12 protein-coding genes are annotated in these 20,911 nt (G+C 38.4%); 6 read left to right on the top strand and 6 right to left on the bottom strand.

The window, feature by feature from the left end:
* Positions 1-44: 44 nt before the first annotated feature.
* On the top strand, positions 45-332 hold the full coding sequence (locus tag AC3RVF_RS02675) for a CD225/dispanin family protein (protein WP_489690178.1): 288 nt from the start codon (positions 45-47) through the stop codon (positions 330-332).
* Entirely contained in the window at positions 325-729 is a 405-nt protein-coding gene (locus AC3RVF_RS02670) for a DUF2752 domain-containing protein (protein WP_489690179.1), read from the top strand. Before AC3RVF_RS02675 ends, AC3RVF_RS02670 begins: the two co-directional genes overlap by 8 nt.
* A gap of 2 nt (positions 730-731) precedes the next feature.
* On the opposite strand, the gene AC3RVF_RS02665 is transcribed toward AC3RVF_RS02670, so the two are convergent.
* The 5 genes from AC3RVF_RS02665 to AC3RVF_RS02645 form a co-directional block, all read right to left on the bottom strand.
* A complete protein-coding gene (locus AC3RVF_RS02665) occupies positions 732-1,343 on the bottom strand; it encodes a lipoprotein signal peptidase (protein ID WP_489690180.1) in 612 nt (203 codons plus the stop codon).
* A gap of 125 nt (positions 1,344-1,468) precedes the next feature.
* Complete coding sequence (locus AC3RVF_RS02660) at positions 1,469-2,044, bottom strand: hypothetical protein (RefSeq protein WP_489690181.1); 576 nt, start codon at positions 2,042-2,044, stop codon at positions 1,469-1,471.
* A 186-nt stretch (positions 2,045-2,230) separates the two neighbouring features.
* On the bottom strand, positions 2,231-2,614 hold the full coding sequence (locus AC3RVF_RS02655) for a TraR/DksA family transcriptional regulator (protein WP_111843283.1): 384 nt from the start codon (positions 2,612-2,614) through the stop codon (positions 2,231-2,233).
* Between the two features lie 3 nt (positions 2,615-2,617).
* Positions 2,618-6,022 (bottom strand): isoleucine--tRNA ligase, encoded by a 3,405-nt coding sequence (gene ileS, locus AC3RVF_RS02650; protein WP_489690182.1) that lies wholly within the window; start codon positions 6,020-6,022, stop codon positions 2,618-2,620.
* 146 nt (positions 6,023-6,168) lie between these two features.
* Entirely contained in the window at positions 6,169-6,702 is a 534-nt protein-coding gene (locus AC3RVF_RS02645; protein WP_489692672.1) for a hypothetical protein, read from the bottom strand.
* A 313-nt stretch (positions 6,703-7,015) separates the two neighbouring features.
* Between AC3RVF_RS02645 and AC3RVF_RS02640 the strand changes: the two genes are divergently transcribed.
* The 4 genes from AC3RVF_RS02640 (at position 7,016) to AC3RVF_RS02625 (ending at position 12,024) form a co-directional block, all read left to right on the top strand.
* Complete coding sequence (locus tag AC3RVF_RS02640) at positions 7,016-9,082, top strand: protein-disulfide reductase DsbD family protein (RefSeq protein ID WP_489692671.1); 2,067 nt, start codon at positions 7,016-7,018, stop codon at positions 9,080-9,082.
* A 69-nt stretch (positions 9,083-9,151) separates the two neighbouring features.
* Entirely contained in the window at positions 9,152-10,654 is a 1,503-nt protein-coding gene (locus tag AC3RVF_RS02635; RefSeq protein ID WP_489692670.1) for an aminotransferase class V-fold PLP-dependent enzyme, read from the top strand.
* Between the two features lie 62 nt (positions 10,655-10,716).
* Positions 10,717-11,640: a DUF6268 family outer membrane beta-barrel protein gene (locus tag AC3RVF_RS02630; RefSeq protein WP_489690186.1), complete on the top strand. Its 924-nt coding sequence runs from the start codon at positions 10,717-10,719 to the stop codon at positions 11,638-11,640.
* Between the two features lie 30 nt (positions 11,641-11,670).
* The gene (locus tag AC3RVF_RS02625; RefSeq protein ID WP_489690187.1) at positions 11,671-12,024 is read left to right on the top strand and encodes a DNA gyrase inhibitor YacG; all 354 of its coding nucleotides are present in this window, start codon (positions 11,671-11,673) and stop codon (positions 12,022-12,024) included.
* 159 nt (positions 12,025-12,183) lie between these two features.
* Here AC3RVF_RS02625 and AC3RVF_RS02620 read toward each other — a convergent pair whose 3' ends face one another.
* Positions 12,184-20,889, bottom strand: coding sequence for a T9SS type A sorting domain-containing protein (locus AC3RVF_RS02620; RefSeq protein WP_489692669.1), 8,706 nt, complete (start codon positions 20,887-20,889; stop codon positions 12,184-12,186).
* Between the last annotated feature and the right edge of the window lie 22 nt (positions 20,890-20,911).

The raw sequence follows: 20,911 nt of genomic DNA, 5'->3' as shown, positions 1-20,911 counted from the left end.
GTTATCTTTAGCGATCAAAACAGCCAATAAAAGAACAATAAACCATGGAATCTTCAAATAATCAACCACTGGGCAATCCTCCAGAAAACTATCTCATTTTTGCAATTATGATGACTATATTTTGCTGCTGGCCAGTTGGAATCTTTGCCATTATAAAAGCCACGAAAGTAAGAGAATTGTGGGCCTTAGGCGATGTGGCCGGAGCTCAGAAAGCTTCGGAAGACGCTAAAAAACTAACTATTTGGGGAGCTGTAGGCGCGTTCGTTTTAATCGTAATTCCCGTAATAATATTATTCGCAATGGGTGCCTTCGCAACTTTGATGGATGGGTAAACTCTATAAAATAGCACTAATAGCTTCTTTGGCTGTAGGCTTTATAATCGTTTATTATTTTTTCAATCCGTCTACAAACTTATTTATTCCGTGCCCTCTTTATTATGTAACTGGCTTTTACTGCCCAGGCTGCGGCTCACAACGGGCTATTCATTTATTGTTGCATGGGAACGTAATTGGAGCTTTTAGGTTCAATCCATTAATGGTACTAACCTTGCCAATTTTACTTTATGGATTGGGAATAACGATTACCAATTGGATCTTTGGCACCAGCTACAGATTTATGCTTTTTTACAGCAAACTGTTTATTTTCGGGTATTTCGGATTAGCGATTCTTTATTGGGTACTTAGAAACTTGCCTTTTTATCCTTTCAACTTACTTGCTCCTACAAGCTAAAACTATTCTGAAATTTCTTTCTTCGGAAATGCTTTTTTATTGAAAAGAAGTAATAAAATAACACCAACACTGATAGAAGAATCTGCAATGTTGAAAACTGGATCGAAGAAGGTAAAATACTCCCCACCCCAAAAAGGAACCCAGTTTGGCAATGTCCCACCGTATAGCGGAAAGTAAAGCATATCTACTACTTTTCCATGAAACAAGGTGCCGTATCCACCAGCTTCTGGAAATAAAGTAGCAACTTGATGATGGCTATCATTAAATATGATACTGTAAAAAACAGAGTCGATAATATTTCCTAAAGCGCCTGCAAAAATCAATGCTACGCAAAAAATCAGGATTCCAGGCATGTTTTTTCGAACCGAATCCCACAGCCAATATCCAATACCGCCAATTGCCACAATTCTAAAAAGTGTTAAGAAAAGTTTGCCGTATTCACCCGGAATTTTTGCGCCCCAAGCCATCCCTTCATTTTCAACAAAAAGGATTCGAAACCAACTAAACACAGGTATTTCGTCGCCTAAAGCGAAGTGTGTTTTAATATAAAATTTTGAAATCTGATCTATTAATAGAATCAGCACAATAATGATGGAAGCTTTTTTTAGGCTCATATTTTTATATACTTTTCTCCTCTACAAATACTATTTTGAAAAGAGAAGATACTCCTTCACTTAAGCTTCGGAGTGTGAGGCTCTCCTTCGCCGAGGCTTTTAAGAGCGCTGCAAAAATAGCAATATTATTTGGTTTGCAGCAGCATAATATTGCCATTGATACTTTCTGCTTTCACGATAAATTTACCGCTGTTTTTAAGTAGATTTTCAACCTTTCCATTTTCCGAAATGGCAGTACCTAAAACATTAGTAGCAGCTTGAACCATAATGTTACCATTCACTGTTTTTATATGAGCATTTCCCCTAAAATTTTTAGAAGCACAGTTTCCGTTGTATAGAAAAACAGCGAGGTTGGCCAATGGCCCGATAGTTTCTAAAGATGCAAGTTTTGATTTAACTTCAATTGAAATTGTATTCGGAACAAGTATTTCCATTTCAACAGCTATTATTTTATGCGCAGCTAGTTTATCATTCTGAAAAGAAAAAAAAGGCAGCAATCCTGTTTTCAATGAAAGTTTCCCTTCTGTAAAATTTTCTTCTATAATAATAGCTTCAGAATTTTCCCCAGAAATATGAACCTTCAACTTGATAGATTCTCTTTCAGTAGCTGTAATTTTTATATTGAAAATAGCGTCATCTTCAATAAAAAGTGAATGAAGTCCTGCGGCAGAAAATTCCTTTTCAATAACTTTTTGGGCCACGCAGCAAAGGTTTCCGAAGAACAAAAAAGTTAATATGAAAAAGAAATAGCGCATAGTTATAATCACAAGTGTAAAGCTATCGGCATTCGCAAAATAGCCAGAATATTCAATAAAAAAGCCCCGAAAAATTTCGAGGCTTTTAATTCCATATCCATCGTTTCCCGTTGCGGGAAGTTATGCTGGGTATTACTTCTGTAAATTCTTAGCCTCAATACTTAAAGTGGCGTGAGGCACTAATTTTAAACGCTCCTTATTGATTAATTTACCAGTTACGCGGCAAACACCATAGGTTTTGTTTTCTATTCGAACCAAGGCATTTTTAAGGTCGCGGATAAATTTTTCTTGACGAATGGCAAGTTGCGAATTTGCTTCTTTGCTCATTACTTCGCTGCCTTCATCAAAAGCTTTAAAAGTAGGCGAAGTATCGTCTGTACCGTTATTACTGTCGTTTTTATACGAACTTTGGATCAACTCCAATTGCTCTGTTGCCTTTTTTATTTTTTCGTTTAAAAGTGCTTTAAATTCTTCCAACTCGGCATCTGAATATCTGGTTCTTTCTGTTTCTGTCATGATCTAGTGTTTTTTAATGCTTAGCAGTGTTACAATATCATCAAATGCAATTTCTGTTCCTTGTTCAATATTTGACTGAAACTGTAAAACCTCCGTTAATGTTTCTTCTTTTATGTACTGTAGGTTTTGGCTAACTGCTACCTCTAGTGCATCGTTATTTTGAATTGTTACTTCAATTCGGTTTGTGACTTCAAAACCGCTGTCTTTACGCAGATTTTGAATTCTATTTACCAACTCTCGGGCAATCCCTTCATTTCTTAATTCCGGAGTTATTGTAACATCTAGTGCCACTGTAACTCCGTTAGCGTTTGCAACCAACCAACCCTCAATATCCTGAGAACTTATGATAACGTCTGCAAGCGCCAAAGTAGTACTTTTTTGATTAATAAAAACTGATATTTCCCCGTCTTTTTCTAAAGTTGCTATTTGTTGTTGATCAAAGTCTGAAATGGCTGCTGCCACTGCTTTCATGTCTTTTCCAAAACGTGGTCCTAAAGCTTTAAAATCTGGTTTTATTTGTTTTACCAGCATTCCAGACCCTTCATCTATCAATTCTATTTCCTTTACGTTTACTTCGCTTTTTATTAAATCTGAAACCGCTAAAATTTCTTCTTTTGCAGCATCTTCCAAAACTGGAATCATTATTTTTTGAAGCGGTTGACGCACTTTTATTTTCTCTCTTTGACGTAACGAAAGCACTAACGATGAAATGGTCTGTGCTTTCTGCATTTTATGTTCTAACTTTTTATTGATGAAAGAACTGTCTGCTTTTGGGAAATCTGTTAAATGCACCGATTCCTTTCCGCCTGTTTTCGTTGCTATCGTTAAATCTTTATAGAGTCTATCCATAAAGAACGGAGCCACGGGAGCGCCTAATTTTGCAACGGTTTCCAAACAAGTGTATAGTGTTTGGTAAGCCGAAATTTTATCGTCGTTATAACTTCCTTTCCAATATCTTCTTCTGCTTAAGCGAACAAACCAGTTGCTTAAATTTTCCTGAACAAATTCCGAAATAGCACGCGTTGCCTTCGTAGGCTCATAGTCTGCGTAATATTCATCTACTTTTTGGATAAGGGAGTGTAATTCTGAAAGTATCCAACGGTCGATCTCTGGACGTTGTTCCAACGGAAGATCTTTTTCAAGATACTGAAAATTATCGAGATTGGCATAAAGACTGAAAAAGCTATATGTATTATAAAGAGTTCCGAAGAATTTATTACGCACTTCAGAAATACCATCTTGATCAAATTTTAAATTGTCCCAAGGATTGGCATTGCTTATCATATACCATCTCGTTGCATCCGGGCCATAAACATCTAAGGTTTCAAAAGGATCTACAGCATTGCCTAGACGCTTGCTCATTTTCTGACCGTTTTTATCTAAAACAAGTCCATTTGAAACTACGTTTTTATAAGCAACATCGTCAAAAATCATGGTTGCAATTGCGTGCAGTGTATAAAACCAACCTCGCGTTTGATCTACACCTTCGGCAATAAAATCTGCTTTTCTCCAAGTATCTTCAACCTTTTCTTTGTTTTCAAAAGGGTAATGCCACTGTGCATACGGCATACTTCCACTGTCAAACCAAACATCTATCAAATCTGCTTCTCGCTTCATTGGTTTTCCGCTTGCTGAAATAAGTGTTATTCCATCTACTATATTTTTGTGAAGATCGACCGTTGCATAGTTTTTATCTGAAAAATCGCCAGGTTTAAAACTTTCAAAAATATCTTTCTCCATCAATCCAGCTGAAATAGCTTTCTGCATTTCGGCTTTTAATTCTTCAATAGAACCAACGATTATTTCTTCTTTTCCGTCTTCGGTTCTCCAAATTGGCAACGGAATACCCCAATAGCGCGAACGCGAAAGATTCCAATCGTTAGCATTTGCAAGCCAGTTTCCAAAACGACCTTCACCAGTTGCTTTCGGCTTCCAGTTAATTCCTTTGTTAAGCTCGAACATTCTATCGCGGAATTCAGTAACTTTTATAAACCACGAATCCATTGGATAATATAAAATTGGCTTATCTGTACGCCAGCAATTTGGGTAGCTGTGAACGTATTTTTCTACTTTGAAGGCTTTGTTTTCAGTCTTCATTTTTATTGCGAGTTCAACATCTACAGATTTTTCTGGAACTTCGGAATCTTCGTAGTATTCGTTTTTTACGTATTTACCAGCAAGTTCCTTCATTTCTGGACGGAACTTTCCTTGTAAATCCACAAGCGGAACTAAGTTGTCATTTTCGTCTTTTACTAGCAATGGCGGTATTTCCGGCACTGCTTCCTTCGCAACTTTGGCATCATCTGCACCAAAAGTTGGCGCGGTGTGAACTATTCCTGTTCCATCTTCAATAGTAACAAAATCGCCAGCAATTATTCTGAAAGCATTTTCAGGATTGTCATGAGGTTTTGCATAATCTAGCAGCTGTTCATAACGAATGCCTAATAAATCGGCACCTTTAAATTCCTTCGCAATAAAATATGGAATCATTTTGTCGCCTTGTGTAAAAGCTTCTAAAGATTCCTCATTTGGTTTTTCTTCGTATTTACTTGCAAATTGACTCGCAACCAAGTTTTTCGCCAACACAACATTTATGGGCTGAAAAGTATATTGGTTAAAAGTTTTCACCAAAACATAATCAATCTTAGCGCCAACCGTTAAGGCTGTGTTGCTAGGAAGCGTCCAAGGCGTAGTGGTCCAAGCAAGGAACCAAATATTGTTTGATTCTTCTGCTAAGAAATCTGGCAATGTTTCTGCCATTGCTTTAAACTGCGCAACTACAGTTGTATCTGTAACATCTTGATAGGTTCCCGGCTGGTTAAGCTCGTGCGAACTCAAGCCTGTTCCCGCTTTCGGAGAATATGGCTGAATTGTATATCCTTTATAAATTAAATTTTTATTGTATATCTCTTTAAGCAGCCACCATACGGTTTCCATATATTTTGGCTCGTAGGTAATGTAAGGATCGCTCATATCTACCCAATAGCCGTAGCTTTCAGTAACTTTGTTCCATACATCTGTGTAGCGCATTACCGCTTTTTTACAAGCCGCATTGTATTCTTCAACAGAAATCTTTTTGCCGATGTCTTCTTTGGTAATGCCCAACTCTTTTTCGACACCAAGTTCAATAGGTAAACCGTGCGTATCCCATCCTGCTTTTCTATCCACTTTAAAACCTTTTTGGGTTTTGTAACGACAGAAAATATCTTTAATGGCGCGCGCCATTACGTGGTGAATACCAGGAAGCCCGTTTGCAGATGGAGGGCCTTCAAAAAACACAAACGGCTCCGCACCCTCGCGAATGGAAATACTCTTTTCAAAAATATTTTCTTCTTTCCAGAAATTGAGTATTTCTTCTGCCATTTTAGGGAGGTCAAGCCCTTTGTATTCTTTAAAATTCTTGCTCATAATGTGGGTATTGCAATAAAGTGTGCAAAAGTAAGGTTTTTTGAAGAATTAATTGATTTCTTAAGCCTTAGTGATTTCACAGAATTTATTAATAAAAAACGCCACTTAAAAAAGTGGCGTCTTCTATTATTATTTAATCAAGAGTTCTATCTAGAAAATCTGTATTCTAAAGTAGTAACAATCGTACTATTATTAGAAACAGTTATTTCTTCAGAATAGATTGTCATTCCAGTTTCTGTGTAGTCTCTAATTTCTAAAGATGTTACTTCTCCGTCACTGTCTGTAACTATTAAAGTACTATTCCCAACACTTAAAGTGTAGGTTCCAGCCTCATCTAAATTTACAATAACAGTATCGCCAACTGTAGTACTACCATCTGCATTAGTTACCGTAGTTACTGTGTTAAACAATCCACTAGCTGTGTAGGTATTGTCTGAGTTGAACACAAAGTTTACATTTTGAAAAACACTACCTACAGTTACTGCAGATGATGTAGAAGTTGTTCCGTTAGTAAAAGTGATTGTTTCAACTTCTCTAAGCTCCAAGAATTTTAATTTGAAAGTGTCAACAAAATTTGTTGTAGAAAGCGTATAAGGCTCTGGATTGTTGTCATCATCACTACTACAGCTAATAACTGCAAGAGAAAGGACAAAAAGGAAGATTAATTTTTTGAATTTCATAATGTTAGCGTTTTTTTAAATTTTCGGCGAATATAACACCATTTCCAATACAAACATCTAATTGGGTTATTTATTATGTTTTTATGTTGAATTTTAAATTTTATAAGAATTAAAAAATGACTTCGCAAAAAAGCAGAATTTAAATTCTTCAAAATTACATTTCCAATCCATTTCAATTACTTACTCTCTAAGTATATTTATATTTGTGTTTGTTTTTTTGAAAGTTTTAATCTAAAACAGCATCTTTATTTTGATTACTACATTTTTTATCCCACATTTGACATCCATTTTGCGAATACAAATTAGTCCACTGATGAAAAAATTATATCTTTTCCTACTCCTTGCTACAATTTCATTTACATCTGTTCAATCCCAAATTCTTGATCCAGTATCGTGGTCTACAAGCATTAAGAAAATTTCGGAAACAGAATACGATCTTGTTGCTAAAGCAACTATAGAAAATAATTGGCATTTATATTCGCAAGTAGTTCCAGCGGATGGCCCGTTGCCAACAGTTTTCACTTTTGAAGAAAATAGCGCATACAAATCTGTAGGTAAAGTAAAAGAAAGTAAAGGTATTACTGAACACGATCCGGTGTTTGATATGGTTATTACCTTCTTTTCGCATACCGCCACATTTACCAAACGTATTGCGTTAACAGGCAGTGAAGGCACCACAATTATAGGAGAAGTAGAATTTATGGTGTGTGATGACACACGTTGTTTACCACCCAACTATGTAGAATTAGTTTTTAAAATTCCCGCTCCGAAGAAAGGCGCTGAAACTGCAGTAATTCCTGCATCTACAGACAATTCTGAAATCACCGAAGTTCAGTCCGAAGATCTAGAAGACATAATTGCCACTGACACTACAGAAATTGTAAAAGAAAATATCCAATATTCCGAAACCTCTGAAGCAGCAGTCGACGCAACAAAAAAACAAGACCAAAAAGGGCTTTGGGCTATCTTCTTTATCGCTTTTATTTCAGGTTTTGCCGCATTACTTACACCTTGTGTATTCCCAATGATACCAATGACGGTAAGCTTCTTTACGAAACAAAGTAAAACCAAAGCAAAGGGTATCAAAAACGCTATTATTTATGGTGCTTCAATAATTATTATTTATGTTTTACTGGGTATTCTAGTAAGTTTAATATTTGGAGCCGATGCGCTAAATGCCTTATCAACCAATGTTTGGTTTAATATAATTTTCTTTGTGTTATTAATTGTGTTTGCAGTATCATTTTTAGGTGCTTTCGAAATTATGCTGCCTAATTCATGGGCAAATAAAGTAGACTCGCAAGCAGATAGAGGAGGCCTAGTAGGCATTTTCTTTATGGCACTTGCGTTAGCTATTGTTTCGTTTTCATGTACTGGGCCAATTGTAGGCACACTATTAGTTCAAGCAGCTGCAGGGGGTAGTCAAATAGGGCCTATTGTTGGTATGCTTGGGTTTTCTATGGCTATAGCTTTGCCTTTCGCATTATTTGCTGCTTTCCCGGGATGGATGAATTCACTCCCAAAATCTGGAGGCTGGTTAAACACAGTAAAAGTAGTATTGGGCTTTTTAGAATTAGCCTTAGCATTTAAATTTCTATCGAATGCCGATATGGTTCTAGATTTACATTTATTTGAGCGCGAAGTATTTATTGCAATTTGGATTGCTATATTTGGAACCTTAGCATTATACCTTTTCGGAAAAATACAATTGCCACACGATTCGCCATTAACGCATATTTCAGTTGGGCGTTTAAGTTTAGGGCTTGTAGTATTAACCTTTACAATATATATGATTCCAGGACTTTGGGGCGCTCCACTTAATTTAATTAGTGCGTTCCCGCCACCACAACATTATAGCGAATCGCCTTATGGCGTTGGTTTCTCAAAACTTGGCGGAGGCGGTAGCGCCCAAGTCGAGGTTCCCGATGGCGCTCATTTATTAGCACCACACGATATTATTGCTTTTAATGATTACGACAAGGGATTAGCTTATGCAAAAGAAGTAGGCAAACCAGTAATGATTGATTTTACAGGAAAAGCCTGTGTAAATTGCAGAAAGATGGAACAGAACGTTTGGGTAAAGCCGAATGTACTTGAGATTTTAAAAAATGATGTGGTTCTAATCTCGTTGTATGTGGATGACAAACGAAAGTTGGATGATGATGAAGTGGTAGATTCGGAATTAAAACCAGGGAAAAAACTGAAGTATATTGGTCAAAAATGGAGCGAGTTGCAAACCATAAAGTATAAAACCAATTCGCAACCTTTTTATGTTTTGATGGGCCACGACGAAGAAAATCTTATTGTTCCGGTGGGCTATACTCCCGATGTTGAAGAATATTACAATTGGCTTAAAAAAGGAACAGCAGCATTTAAATAATAAAAGCATCTAAGCCACTCATTTTGAGAGGCATTGATTAATTTTGAATAGTAGTTAAATAAAGGTACAATGATCGAGGCTAAAAATATTTCGGAAGAAAATGAAGTAACAACTTCACTCGAAAAGTATTTTGAACCTTTTCGAAATAATATCGTAGGCATCAATCAAGAATTTGATTCTCCTTTCGGAAGGAAAAAAATTATCTATACTGATTGGACTGCCAGTGGCCGACTTTATACAACTATTGAAGAAAAAATGCTGAAAGATTTCGGCCCGTTTGTCGCAAACACCCATACCGAAACTTCGGTTACTGGCACGGCGATGACCAAGGCATATCACGAAGCGCGAAACATTATAAAAAAACACGTAAACGCCAACGACCATGATGTACTCATTACCTGCGAAAGCGGCATGACGGGTGCCATCAACAAGTTCCAGCGTATTTTAGGATTGAAAATTCCTGAAAATATAAAACCATATACAAAGATTCCTGACGAGATACGACCGGTAATTTTTGTTACACATATGGAACACCACAGTAATCAAACCTCTTGGTTGGAAACTATTGGCACCGTGGTGGTAATTCCGCCAAACGACGAAGTTTTGGTTTGTATGAAAACTTTCGCCAAAACGCTTGAAAAATATAAAGACCATCCTATAAAAATTGCGGCTGTCACAAGTTGCTCAAACGTAACGGGAATTCGAACTCCGTATCATGAAATTGCAAAGTTGATGCATATAAATGACGGCTTGTGTTTTGTGGATTTTGCTTGTTCTGCTCCTTATGTTTCCATAGATATGCATCCAGAGGAAGAAGGTGCACACCTAGATGCTATTTTCTTTTCACCTCATAAATTTTTAGGTGGACCAGGTTCTAGTGGCGTGCTTGTATTCAACAATAATCTTTACAAAAATACTATTCCTGATAATCCCGGAGGCGGAACCGTTTCGTGGACTAATCCTTGGGGAAACCACAAATACATTGACGATATTGAAACTCGTGAAGATGGTGGAACACCCGGATTTCTTCAAACTATCCGCACCGCCCTTTCTATTAAATTGAAAGAAAAAATGGGGGTCGATAATATTTTAGAGCGCGAACACGAGCTTTTAGCTATTATTTTCGACAAACTCTGCGATGTGCCAAATCTAAAACTTCTGGCACCCCAAACTAAAGAAAGATTAGCGGTTATAAGTTTTTATATTGAAGGTCTGCATTTTAATTTAGGAGTGAAATTACTTAACGACCGTTTCGGCATTCAAACTCGCGGCGGATGTTCGTGCGCTGGAACGTACGGCCACTACTTGCTTCACGTAGATCAAGAAACATCAAACAGTATTACTTGCGAAATTGATGGTGGAGATTTAACCCACAAACCAGGCTGGATCCGGATGTCTATGCACCCAACAACTACCGATGCGGAAGTTGAATATGTATGCGATGCAATTACGCAATTGACTGAAAATTTTTCAGAATGGAGTAAAGAGTATAATTACAATCCTAAGAGTAACGAGTTTTTTCATAAGCAGGAGGTTACTGCTAATAAAATGGATCATTGGTTCACTTTCTAGCGATTATTTATTTTATCTTTAAAACGATAAAAATATAATTGCCACGAGTTAGCCCTACAAATTTGAAAAAACTTTTATTTCTCACGCTACTTTTACCCTGCTTCGTTTCTGCCCAAGAATACGTGGATCTTTTCCGAATAGGTTATGGGCAAACATTCAACAATAATTTTGAAGGAACTGACAGTAGTACATCTGTGAAATCTTTTGAAGCAAGTTTAACATTTCCAGTGGTTCTAAATGAAAATCACGCTTTTATTACTGGAGCAGATTTCAGCAGCAATAATCTTCAACTTTTTCCCGAAGCCGAATTTACGAGTCTTTACAGCACAAATATAAAACTAGGGCTTGCTTCTACGTGGTCTGAAAAATGGAGCACCACAATTGTTTTACTTCCGAAGATCGCTTCAGATTACAAAAATATTTCGAGTGATGATTTTTACCTCGGTGGGTTCGCTTTATTGAAATTAAAGAAAAATGAAAATCTTAAATATCGTTTTGGCGTATATGCTTCGCAGGAAGCTTTCGGACTTTTTACCACTCCAATTATTGGTTGGTACTATTTAAGCCCGAATAAGCGGTTTGAAATGGATATGAGCTTGCCTATTTCGGCAGATGTGAGTTATAAATTAGGAACAACAACCGTTGGGGTGGATTATTTCGGCATTGGCCGCAGCTATAATGTGAATTATGAAAATTCGCCAACGCTTTATGCGGACCTAAGCTCTTTGGAGTTTGCGAGCTACTTACAGTTCAATGCCTTAGAAGAAAGTGTTTTATTACGTGCGAAACTGGGCTATTCTAGTAATAATTATGAAATGTATGCCGAAGGTGAAAAGATGAATTTAGGTGTTTCTGCTTTCAGTTTTGGTGACGACCGCACCCAATTAAATCCTTCACTTAATGGAGGTGTTTTTTTTAAATTTGAAGCTATTTACAGATTTCATATTGGCAATAAATCTGAAACCGGAGAGTCCAATTCAAATTAAATTCCAATAAAAAATTTCTATCTTTAGGTTATGGAAAGAAATTGCCCAGAATGTGGAGATAAGATTATTGGGCGTGCAGACAAAAAGTTTTGTAGCGACGCTTGCCGCAATGCACACAATAACTCATTGAACAAGGACAATAAAAACTTGGTTCGAAATATCAATAACCTCCTTCGAAAAAATTATCGCATTCTAGAAACGCTAAATACCGACGAGAAAACGAAAACTACCAAAGACAGACTACTGCGGATGGGTTTCAGTTTTGAGCATTTCACGGGAATTTATACTACCAAATCGGGCTCCACCTATTTCTACTTATACGATCAAGGCTATCTTCCACTAGACAATGACTTTTATCTTTTAGTAAAAAAGGATCTTAAGTAGGTAGAATATTACCAGTTATAATACACAGTTTTTCTTCTCATTTATAATCACGCAAAGACATGCGAAGTTTACTCTGAATTAAGTTATAGGATATAAAAAAAGAAAATCGCCCGGAAAACATCCGGGCGATTTATATTTAACAATCAACAATTTAACGAACTACTCTTTTATAAGTCGTTTAGTTATTTCGCCATTGGCGCCTTTAATCTTAACATAGTAAGAAGCAGCGGCAAGTTGATCGATGTTTAGGGTTTTTACATTACCCATTCCACGAAGGTCTGCGCTTTGAACCAATCTACCTCTTAGGTCATAAATCTCCAGTCTTTCCAATTCTAAACTCTGCGGATTGCTGATGTTTAGAATATTCTTGGCTGGCACTGGATACATTTTAATGCTTCCAAGGTTTTGGTTATTATCGCCTACTCCTAATACACTTTCTACTATTAGCTCGAAGTCGCAAGTGCTAGTGTTGCCGTATTCGTCTGTCGCTGTTAGCGTGATTGTATACGTACCATCAGAAAGTGGTGTTCCTGCAGCTGGGCTCTGTGTAGTTACTGTTACAGGATCTGTACAGTTGTCGATAGCTGTAGCTTCACCAGTTCCAAAGTAATCTGGAAGAATATAGAAAATATTTCCAGGTCCTGGATCAACAGTTTGATCTGCTGGACAAGTAATTACTGGTGCTAATAGATCTACAACTGTTACTTCTGCAGTACAAGTTGCAAGGTTGCCATTTACATCTATTGTAAATACCTGAACCGTAATTGGCGCGCCAATATCTGAACAATCGAAAGCTGTAATATCTACTGCCGAAGCAAAGATGCCACAAGCATCATCGTTAGAGGCTATCACATTACTTGGGTCAAGGATAGCAGTACCATCTGCACCAAGTTCTAAAGTGAAGTCTTGACAAACAAGTACTGGGCTAGTATTATCTTCAACCGTTACTGTAGCAGTACAAGTTGACGTGTTTCCGTTTACATCGGTTACGGTTAATATTACCGTGTTTGCTCCAACGTTTGAACAATCGAAAGTATCCATATCAAGATCGTAGCTTGCAATGCCACAGGCATCGGTACTACCGCCGTCAACGTCTATTCCTGCGATGGTTACTGTACCCGAAGCATCGAGAACTACTGTAATGTCTTGGCAAACCACTACTGGCGCCGTTACATCTTCAACAGTTACTACAGCCGTACAGGTTGAGGTATTTCCGTTAACATCAGTTACCGTTAATATCACGTTGTTGTCTCCAACATCGCTACAGTCAAAAGTATTAATATCTATCGCAATACTCGCCACACCACATTGGTCTGTGCTTCCACCGTCAACATCTGCTGCAACAATCGTTGCGTTACCAGCTGCATCAAGTTGGATGGTGATATTCTGACAAACAGCTACCGGAGCTTCATTATCGGTCACTGTAATATTGAAACTGCAAGTGCTTGTATTTCCATTAACGTCGGTTGCAGTAAATTCAATAGTATTTACACCTACTGGGAAACCACTTCCGCTTGGATCGCCCATTGTTTGAATAATAGTAGCAATGCCACAATTGTCAAAAGCTACTGGGGTTACAAAGGTTACCGTAGCAAAACAATCTCCCGGATCTGTGTTGGCAGTAATATCTGCTGGGCAAATAATGGTTGGTACTTCATTGTCTTCAATTGTAATAACTGTAGTACAAGTAACAATTTGTCCATTACCATCATTAACAGTCCAAACTACGGTGGTAACACCAGTTGGAAGAATTTCTCCATCCATTGTTGTTGTTCCGTTGTAATCGTTTGTGATGCTTCCGTCAGGACAATTGTCTGTAAAGGTGGCGTCAAATTCAATTCCTATTACAGTGTATTGACATAATCCCGGATCGGTATCTCGTGTTGCATTGGGCATACAAGTAATAACCGGAGCTTCATTGTCTTCAACTGTAATTACAGTAGTACAAGTAACAATTTGTCCATTGCCATCATTTACTGTCCAAACTACGGTAGTAACTCCTTTTGGAAGTACTGCTCCAGCAATAGTAGCTGTTCCATTGAAATCATTTGTGATGCTGCCATCAGGACAGTTGTCTGTAAAGGTTGCGTCAAATTCAATTCCTATTACAGTGTATTGACATAATCCCGGATCGGTATCTCGTGTTGCATTGGGCATACAAGTAATAACCGGAGCTTCATTGTCTTCAACTGTAATTACAGTAGTACAAGTAACAATTTGTCCATTGCCATCATTTACTGTCCAAACTACGGTAGTAATTCCTTTTGGAAGTATTGCGCCAGCCATAGTAGCTGTTCCATTGAAATCATTTGTGATGCTGCCATCAGGACAGTTATCTGTAAAGGTTGCGTCAAATTCAATTCCTATTACAGTGTATTGACATAATCCCGGATCGGTATCTCTTGTTGCATTTGGCACACAAGTAATAACCGGAGCTTCATTGTCTTCAACTGTAATTACTGTAGTACAAGTTACAATTTGTCCATTGCCATCATTTACTGTCCAAACTACGGTAGTAACTCCTTTTGGAAGTATTGCGCCCGCCATAGTAGCTGTTCCGTTGAAATCATTTGTGATGCTGCCGTCGGGACAGTTGTCTGTAAAGGTTGCGTCAAATTCAATTCCTATTACAGTGTATTGACATAATCCCGGATCAGTATCTCGTGTTGCATTGGGCATACAAGTAATAACCGGAGCTTCATTGTCTTCAACTGTAATTACAGTAGTACAAGTAACAATTTGTCCATTGCCATCATTTACTGTCCAAACTACGGTAGTAACTCCTTTTGGAAGTATTGCGCCCGCCATAGTAGCTGTTCCGTTGAAATCGTTTGTGATGCTTCCATCGGGACAGTTGTCTGTAAAGGTTGCGTCAAACTCGTTTCCTATTACAGTGTATTGACATAATCCCGGATCGGTATCTCGTGTTGCATTGGGCATACAAGTAATAACCGGAGCTTCATTGTCTTCAACTGTAATTACAGTAGTACAAGTAACAATTTGTCCATTACCATCATTTACTGTCCAAACTACGGTAGTAACTCCTTTTGGAAGTACTGCTCCAGCCATTGTAGCCGTTCCGTTGAAATCATTTGTGATGCTGCCATCAGGACAGTTATCTGTAAAGGTTGCGTCAAATTCAATTCCTATTACAGTGTATTGACATAATCCCGGATCGGTATCTCGTGTTGCATTTGGCATACAAGTAATAACCGGAGCTTCATTGTCTTCAACTGTAATTACTGTAGTACAAGTTACAATTTGTCCATTGCCATCATTTACTGTCCAAACTACGGTAGTAACTCCTTTTGGAAGTATTGCGCCCGCCATAGTAGCTGTTCCGTTGAAATCGTTTGTGATGCTGCCGTCGGGACAGTTGTCTGTAAAGTTTGCGTCAAATTCAATTCCTATTACAGTGTATTGACATAATCCCGGATCAGTATCTCGTGTTGCATTGGGCATACAAGTAATAACCGGAGCTTCATTGTCTTCAACTGTAATTATGGTAGTACAAGTAGCAGTTTGGCCGTGACCATCATTTACTGTCCAAACTACGGTGTTAACTCCTTTTGGAAGTATTGCGCCCGCCATAGTAGCCGTTCCGTTGAAATCATTAGAAATTGACCCACTAGTACAATTATCTGTAAATGTGGCATCAAACTCGGTACCTATAACTGTGTACTGGCATACTCCTGGATCTGTGTCCTTTGTTGCATTCGGCTTACAAGTAATAACCGGAGCTTCGTTGTCTTCAATTGTAATTATGGTAGTACAAAAAGCCAATTGACCATTTCCATCAAATACAGCCCAAACTACGGAGGTGCTTCCTATAGGGAAAACTGCGCCCGCAAGAGTTGCAAGTCCGTTATAGTTATTACCTATTATTCCATCAGGACAGTTATCTGTAAAAGTTGCGTCAAATTCGATTCCTATTACAGTGTAATCACATACGCCCGGATCGGTATCTCTTGTTGCATTCGGCACACAAGTAATAACCGGAGCTTCGTTATCTTCCACTGTAATTACAGTGGTACAAGTAGCTGTTTGGCCATTGCCGTCATTAGCTGTCCAAATAACTGAAGTTACTCCTTTTGGAAGTACTGCTCCAGCTAATGTAGCCGTTCCATTGTAATTGTTAGTGATTGTTCCGCCAGTACAATTATCTGTAAATGTGGCGTCAAACTCAGTGCCTAGTACGGTGTACTGACATAAGGTTGGATCGGTATTGCGAGTTGCATTGGCCTTACAAGTGATTACCGGGGCAATATTGTCTTCAACAGTAACTGTAGCTGTACACGTAGCTGTATTTCCAGTATTATCGGTTACAGTAAGTGTTACAGTATTTGGACCTATGTTTGAGCAGTCAAAAGATGATATGTCAATAGATAAGGTTACCGGTCCATCAGGATCGCTAGAACCACCATCTACTTGTGAAGCAACAATAGATACATTACCAGTACCATCTAATTGTACTGAAATATCTTGGCAAACAGCTGTTGGTGGCGAATCTGCCACTAAAACAACATCATTACCATCGCCGCCATCATATTTTATAATTATACTTTGCCCATTGAAAGTAAAAGCAGTGCTGTTTGGAAGACCATTAAATGTTCCAACCACAGGGTCTGCGCCATCGTTATCAATGATTGTTAAAAAGCTACCCGAAGGCATTGTTCCTGCAAAATTATCTACTAAAGTTAATGTTGCATCAGTTATGTCTACTGTCCCGTTTACAACTATTTGGTCGTACTCTGTACCTGGGGTATTGATATCGTCAACTTCTATTTCAACTGTATCACCAGCGCTAACGGCAAAGTTTCCGTTTACTGTTACTTGTCCCGGCGATTGTCCTGGCGCAAGGATTCCATTAATTATTAAATTTGCTGCATTGAATACCGAATATCCTGGTATTCCGACTGGGGTGTTAAGTTCACCTACGTTGGCTGTTGCTGTTATATTTCCACCAGCGGTAATAGGACTTCCTAAGGATACTATATCTATGGCAGGGTAAGTTGCTCCCGCACTTGTACCATTAATTGTAACGGCGCCATTTGTAGTGGCTATTTGCGGGGTATTCTGTATAAAAATTGCTTCATTATTTATACCTGTATTATCTGTTGCAATACCGTTTAAAGCAATATCGCCATTGTTGGTTGTAAGGCTTAAATCATTGAAGATACCTATACCTTGACTTCCATTTATTCCATCTCCTCCAGTACCTGTAATAGTTATATTCCCATTATTAATGTCACGAATAATAGTTCCAGGATTACTTGAAACAAATCCAGTAGCACCATTTCCTGTTGAAGTTCCTGCAATGGCGTCAATTATTACACCTCCACCATTGGTTTCAATGATTGAAGTATCTTGTATGTAAAATCCAAAAGGTTGATCATTTGCGGTCCCTCCCGTAGCGATAATATCTATTGACCCTGTACCGGTAGCTTTTACCGAAGCACCAAAAAGTACCGCTATACCAGAATTGAAAATACCATCTCCATCACCGCCAGTTCCATTTAATGAAATGACGCCATCTACAGTTTGTATGTTTGTAGGGTTGTCTACACGAATACCAAAATGAAATGCTCCGGTTCCTGAGGTAGTTCCATTTCCTGTAAAAGTTATATCTCCCGTTGTTGAATTAACATTTGAACTTCCATTAAAATATATACCATTATTATGATCTCCTGAACCATCTCCATTTCCGGTTATTGTAATAGCTCCAGTAGTGCTGGTAATAGTCCCGCTATTTATATTAACTCCCGTATTACTATCTAATCCATTACCACCAGTACCATCAAGCATTATGTTTCCACTTGCATTATTTTGCACTTTGGCTTCTGCAGCAATGAAGACTCCAAAATTACTGTTCCCTGGAGCATTCCCTCCTGTACCATTTATAGAAATATCTCCACCATTCGCAATAACTGAAGTGTCGATACCAAATATTTGTACTCCACGATTATCGTTAGTTCCTGTACCTCCATTTCCTGTTATGGAAATTGTACCTGTAGCAGAAATATCTTGAATAACAGGACCATTTAACAATAGAACGCCAATGTTATCTATTCCTGTTCCATCTCCTCCAACTCCTGTAATATTTATTCCTCCTCCATTAGATTGTACTAAAGTTCCAGCACTATCAATACGCACCCCATGGTTTATATTAAAACCATTACCACCAGTACCCTCTATAGTAATTGAGCCAGAACCAGTGGTGATGATACTTGTACCTCCCGCTACTTGTACTCCAAAATTGAAGTTTGTTCCACCAGTACTTACACCTATTCCTGTGAATTTTATATTTCCTGCACCAGAAGTTGTAATGTTTGATGCTCCATTAATTAGAATGGCATCTGTATCTACACCAGCCAATGTACCCGGTGCATTTGCATTGAATGTAATATCACCATCTACTGAAAATACCTGGGCTGTTGAATGTACCAAAATATTTTGTGAAGCAGTAAATGTAATCGCTCCCGTGGAAGCAGTGCTTACTTGCTCTGATGCGGTAATTGTTTGCCCATTTATATCAAAATTACCCGTACCAATACTGGTTGAATTAGTTTGAAAAAATACGTTATCGTCAGTACCGCCATTAATAGTTAGATCTGCATCGAAAAGACTGTCTAGGCCTTGAACATTAATTATATCGGCACCCGAACCACCGGCCACTTCAGTATTAATTGTAAGACTTGTGGTTGGATTTAAAAATGTAACACTCTCACCAATTGTACTATCAATGAATGAAATATTATCTCCAACATTGGCATCGTCACTAAGCAAAATAGTTTCTGCTCCACCCGTATAATTAAATGTACGGTTGGCAGCTATAGTAAGGTCAATGATTGGCTCTAAACCGGTATAAGTAATTGTACCATTACCAGTAAGGTCTATACTTCCATCGTTTTCACTTAAAAATTCGTATGTAGAATCTGCAAATGTGCCACCTCCAGTTAAGGTAAGTGCATCACCTGTAGTTTGCGTTCCGCCTTCATAATTTACAGGAACGGTAAAATCATCGCCTGAAAAATCTATCGTAAACATATCATCGCCACCTAAGGTTCTTGATAAAATACTTGTTATCCCTGTGTCAGGAACTGTTACTATACTAGTACCGTCGCCAGTAGAACCCGGAATACTACAAGATATTGGTCCGCCATTATTATCTGTAATGGTGTAAACGCCACCAGAATAACTAATGGTTATGGCATCATCTTTATCTATAGTATCTTCAATAATTAATACACCTGCAGCAAGCGTTATATCGGTATCATCAACTGGTGGGAGTATTGAATAAGTACACCCTGCCATTGCAGTAGGAACATATTCAGATACATCATTACTCGTCCAATATTGTATATCGTTAATTATAGCTGCAAGTTCTGCAGGAGTTCCCGAAATTGGTAGTCCTCCTGGCACTAAACTACAGTCAAATTGCCAGTTGTCCACTTCCATTTCTGGAGGGCCAGCAGCATAAAGTCTAATAGCATTTACACCATTAGTTAATTGGTCTGGCAAAGCCGAAGTTGAATTTGTGGTATTTGCTCCATCCCAATCAGCATCTGTTGTTACGCCTACATCTACATTGCTATGTATTCCCGCAATAAAAGTGGGTGCAGCTGCAGTGCCTTGATAAGCAAATAATTGGTCGCCAATGGATGCTAAAATACTAGCAGACATAAAACTTCCGGGCAAAGTAACAATATCTCCTGCCGTCATTGCAGCAGATGCATACCATGTAGTATGGTCGTCTCCTGCTCCAACACAACTAATTGTATTGGGGTTAGTTACTCCGCAATCTGTAAATCGTATATGTGTTCCTGCAATTATATCTTTCAAAAGTATAAATGCGAAACCGTCGTTACCATCTAAATTAAAACCTACAAAAGCTATATCTCCAGCGACTAATGTTGTAAAAGGTGGTTCCTTTATTGTAACATTAATTGTACAGGTGGCGCTATTTCCTGATTCATCCGTAGCTGTTAAAATAACAGGATATACCCCCGCATTGTACATTGTACCCGCGGTAGGCGATTGTGTAATTGTAATAATTCCAGGTGGAGAACTAGCATCGGTAGCCGTTGTTCCTGTAACCAAATCTGGGATGGCTGCCAATCCATCATTACCTGCGGTAATGTCAGCAGGTGTTGGCGCACACGTAATATCGGGTGGCGTAGTATCTCCGCCCGCAGTAACCGTAAAGGTACATCCAGCTTCCAGTGCGGGAACATATGGGTTGTCATTATCGCTTACCCAGTTTACTCGGTTATTTACTATTAAACGAATATCATTTGCAGTGCCTGTAATAGGGCTCCCTCCTGCCGTAACACAGCTAAACTGCCAATTGTCTTGTTCGGGTACTAAACGTACAGCTGTAACACCAGTAACTAAAGCATCGGGTAAGGCCGATGTAGAATTAGTAGTTGCAGCTCCATCCCAGTTGGCATCATTGCCCGGGGCATCGTTAAATTGCAGCCCTGCAATAAATTGTGGTGCGGCAGTGGATCCTTGAAGCGCAAAAAGCTGATCACCAATAATACTATATGATGCTGGTAACAATGGCGCCATATTTATAGTAACAACAGTTCCTGCGGTCATCGCAGCTCCAGAAGTCCAAGTAAACTCTCCATCACCCGCCGTGGCGTAAAAACCGGTGCCATCATTCCAACCCATATCGGTGAAAATAATGGTGGTTGCAGCGTCTATATCTTTTAAAAGAACAAAGGCTACTGTATCATCGGCATTGGTTGCACCGTCTGAATTACTACCAACAAAGGCAATATCGCCAACAGTTAAGGTTGTTTGTCCGTAACCATATATTGCGGTTAACAACAGGAGTACTATGAGGGTAATTTTTTTCATGATTTCAAAATTTAATGATGAA

The organism is Aequorivita sp. IT1183, from assembly GCF_058068265.1.
Note: the sequence above shows the minus strand (reverse complement) of the source record. Positions and strands in the feature narration are given on the sequence as shown.

Bases quoted from the DNA above. Each gene is read 5' to 3' on its own strand.
- AC3RVF_RS02655 (WP_111843283.1), bottom strand. From the start codon at position 2,614: ATGACAGAAACAGAAAGAACCAGATATTCAGATGCCGAGTTGGAAGAA.
- ileS (WP_489690182.1), bottom strand. From the start codon at position 6,022: ATGAGCAAGAATTTTAAAGAATACAAAGGGCTTGACCTCCCTAAAATG.
- AC3RVF_RS02625 (WP_489690187.1), top strand. From the start codon at position 11,671: ATGGAAAGAAATTGCCCAGAATGTGGAGATAAGATTATTGGGCGTGCA.
- AC3RVF_RS02640 (WP_489692671.1), top strand. From the start codon at position 7,016: ATGAAAAAATTATATCTTTTCCTACTCCTTGCTACAATTTCATTTACA.
- AC3RVF_RS02645 (WP_489692672.1), bottom strand. From the start codon at position 6,702: ATGAAATTCAAAAAATTAATCTTCCTTTTTGTCCTTTCTCTTGCAGTT.
- AC3RVF_RS02670 (WP_489690179.1), top strand. From the start codon at position 325: ATGGGTAAACTCTATAAAATAGCACTAATAGCTTCTTTGGCTGTAGGC.
- AC3RVF_RS02675 (WP_489690178.1), top strand. From the start codon at position 45: ATGGAATCTTCAAATAATCAACCACTGGGCAATCCTCCAGAAAACTAT.
- AC3RVF_RS02620 (WP_489692669.1), bottom strand. From the start codon at position 20,889: ATGAAAAAAATTACCCTCATAGTACTCCTGTTGTTAACCGCAATATAT.
- AC3RVF_RS02635 (WP_489692670.1), top strand. From the start codon at position 9,152: ATGATCGAGGCTAAAAATATTTCGGAAGAAAATGAAGTAACAACTTCA.
- AC3RVF_RS02665 (WP_489690180.1), bottom strand. From the start codon at position 1,343: ATGAGCCTAAAAAAAGCTTCCATCATTATTGTGCTGATTCTATTAATA.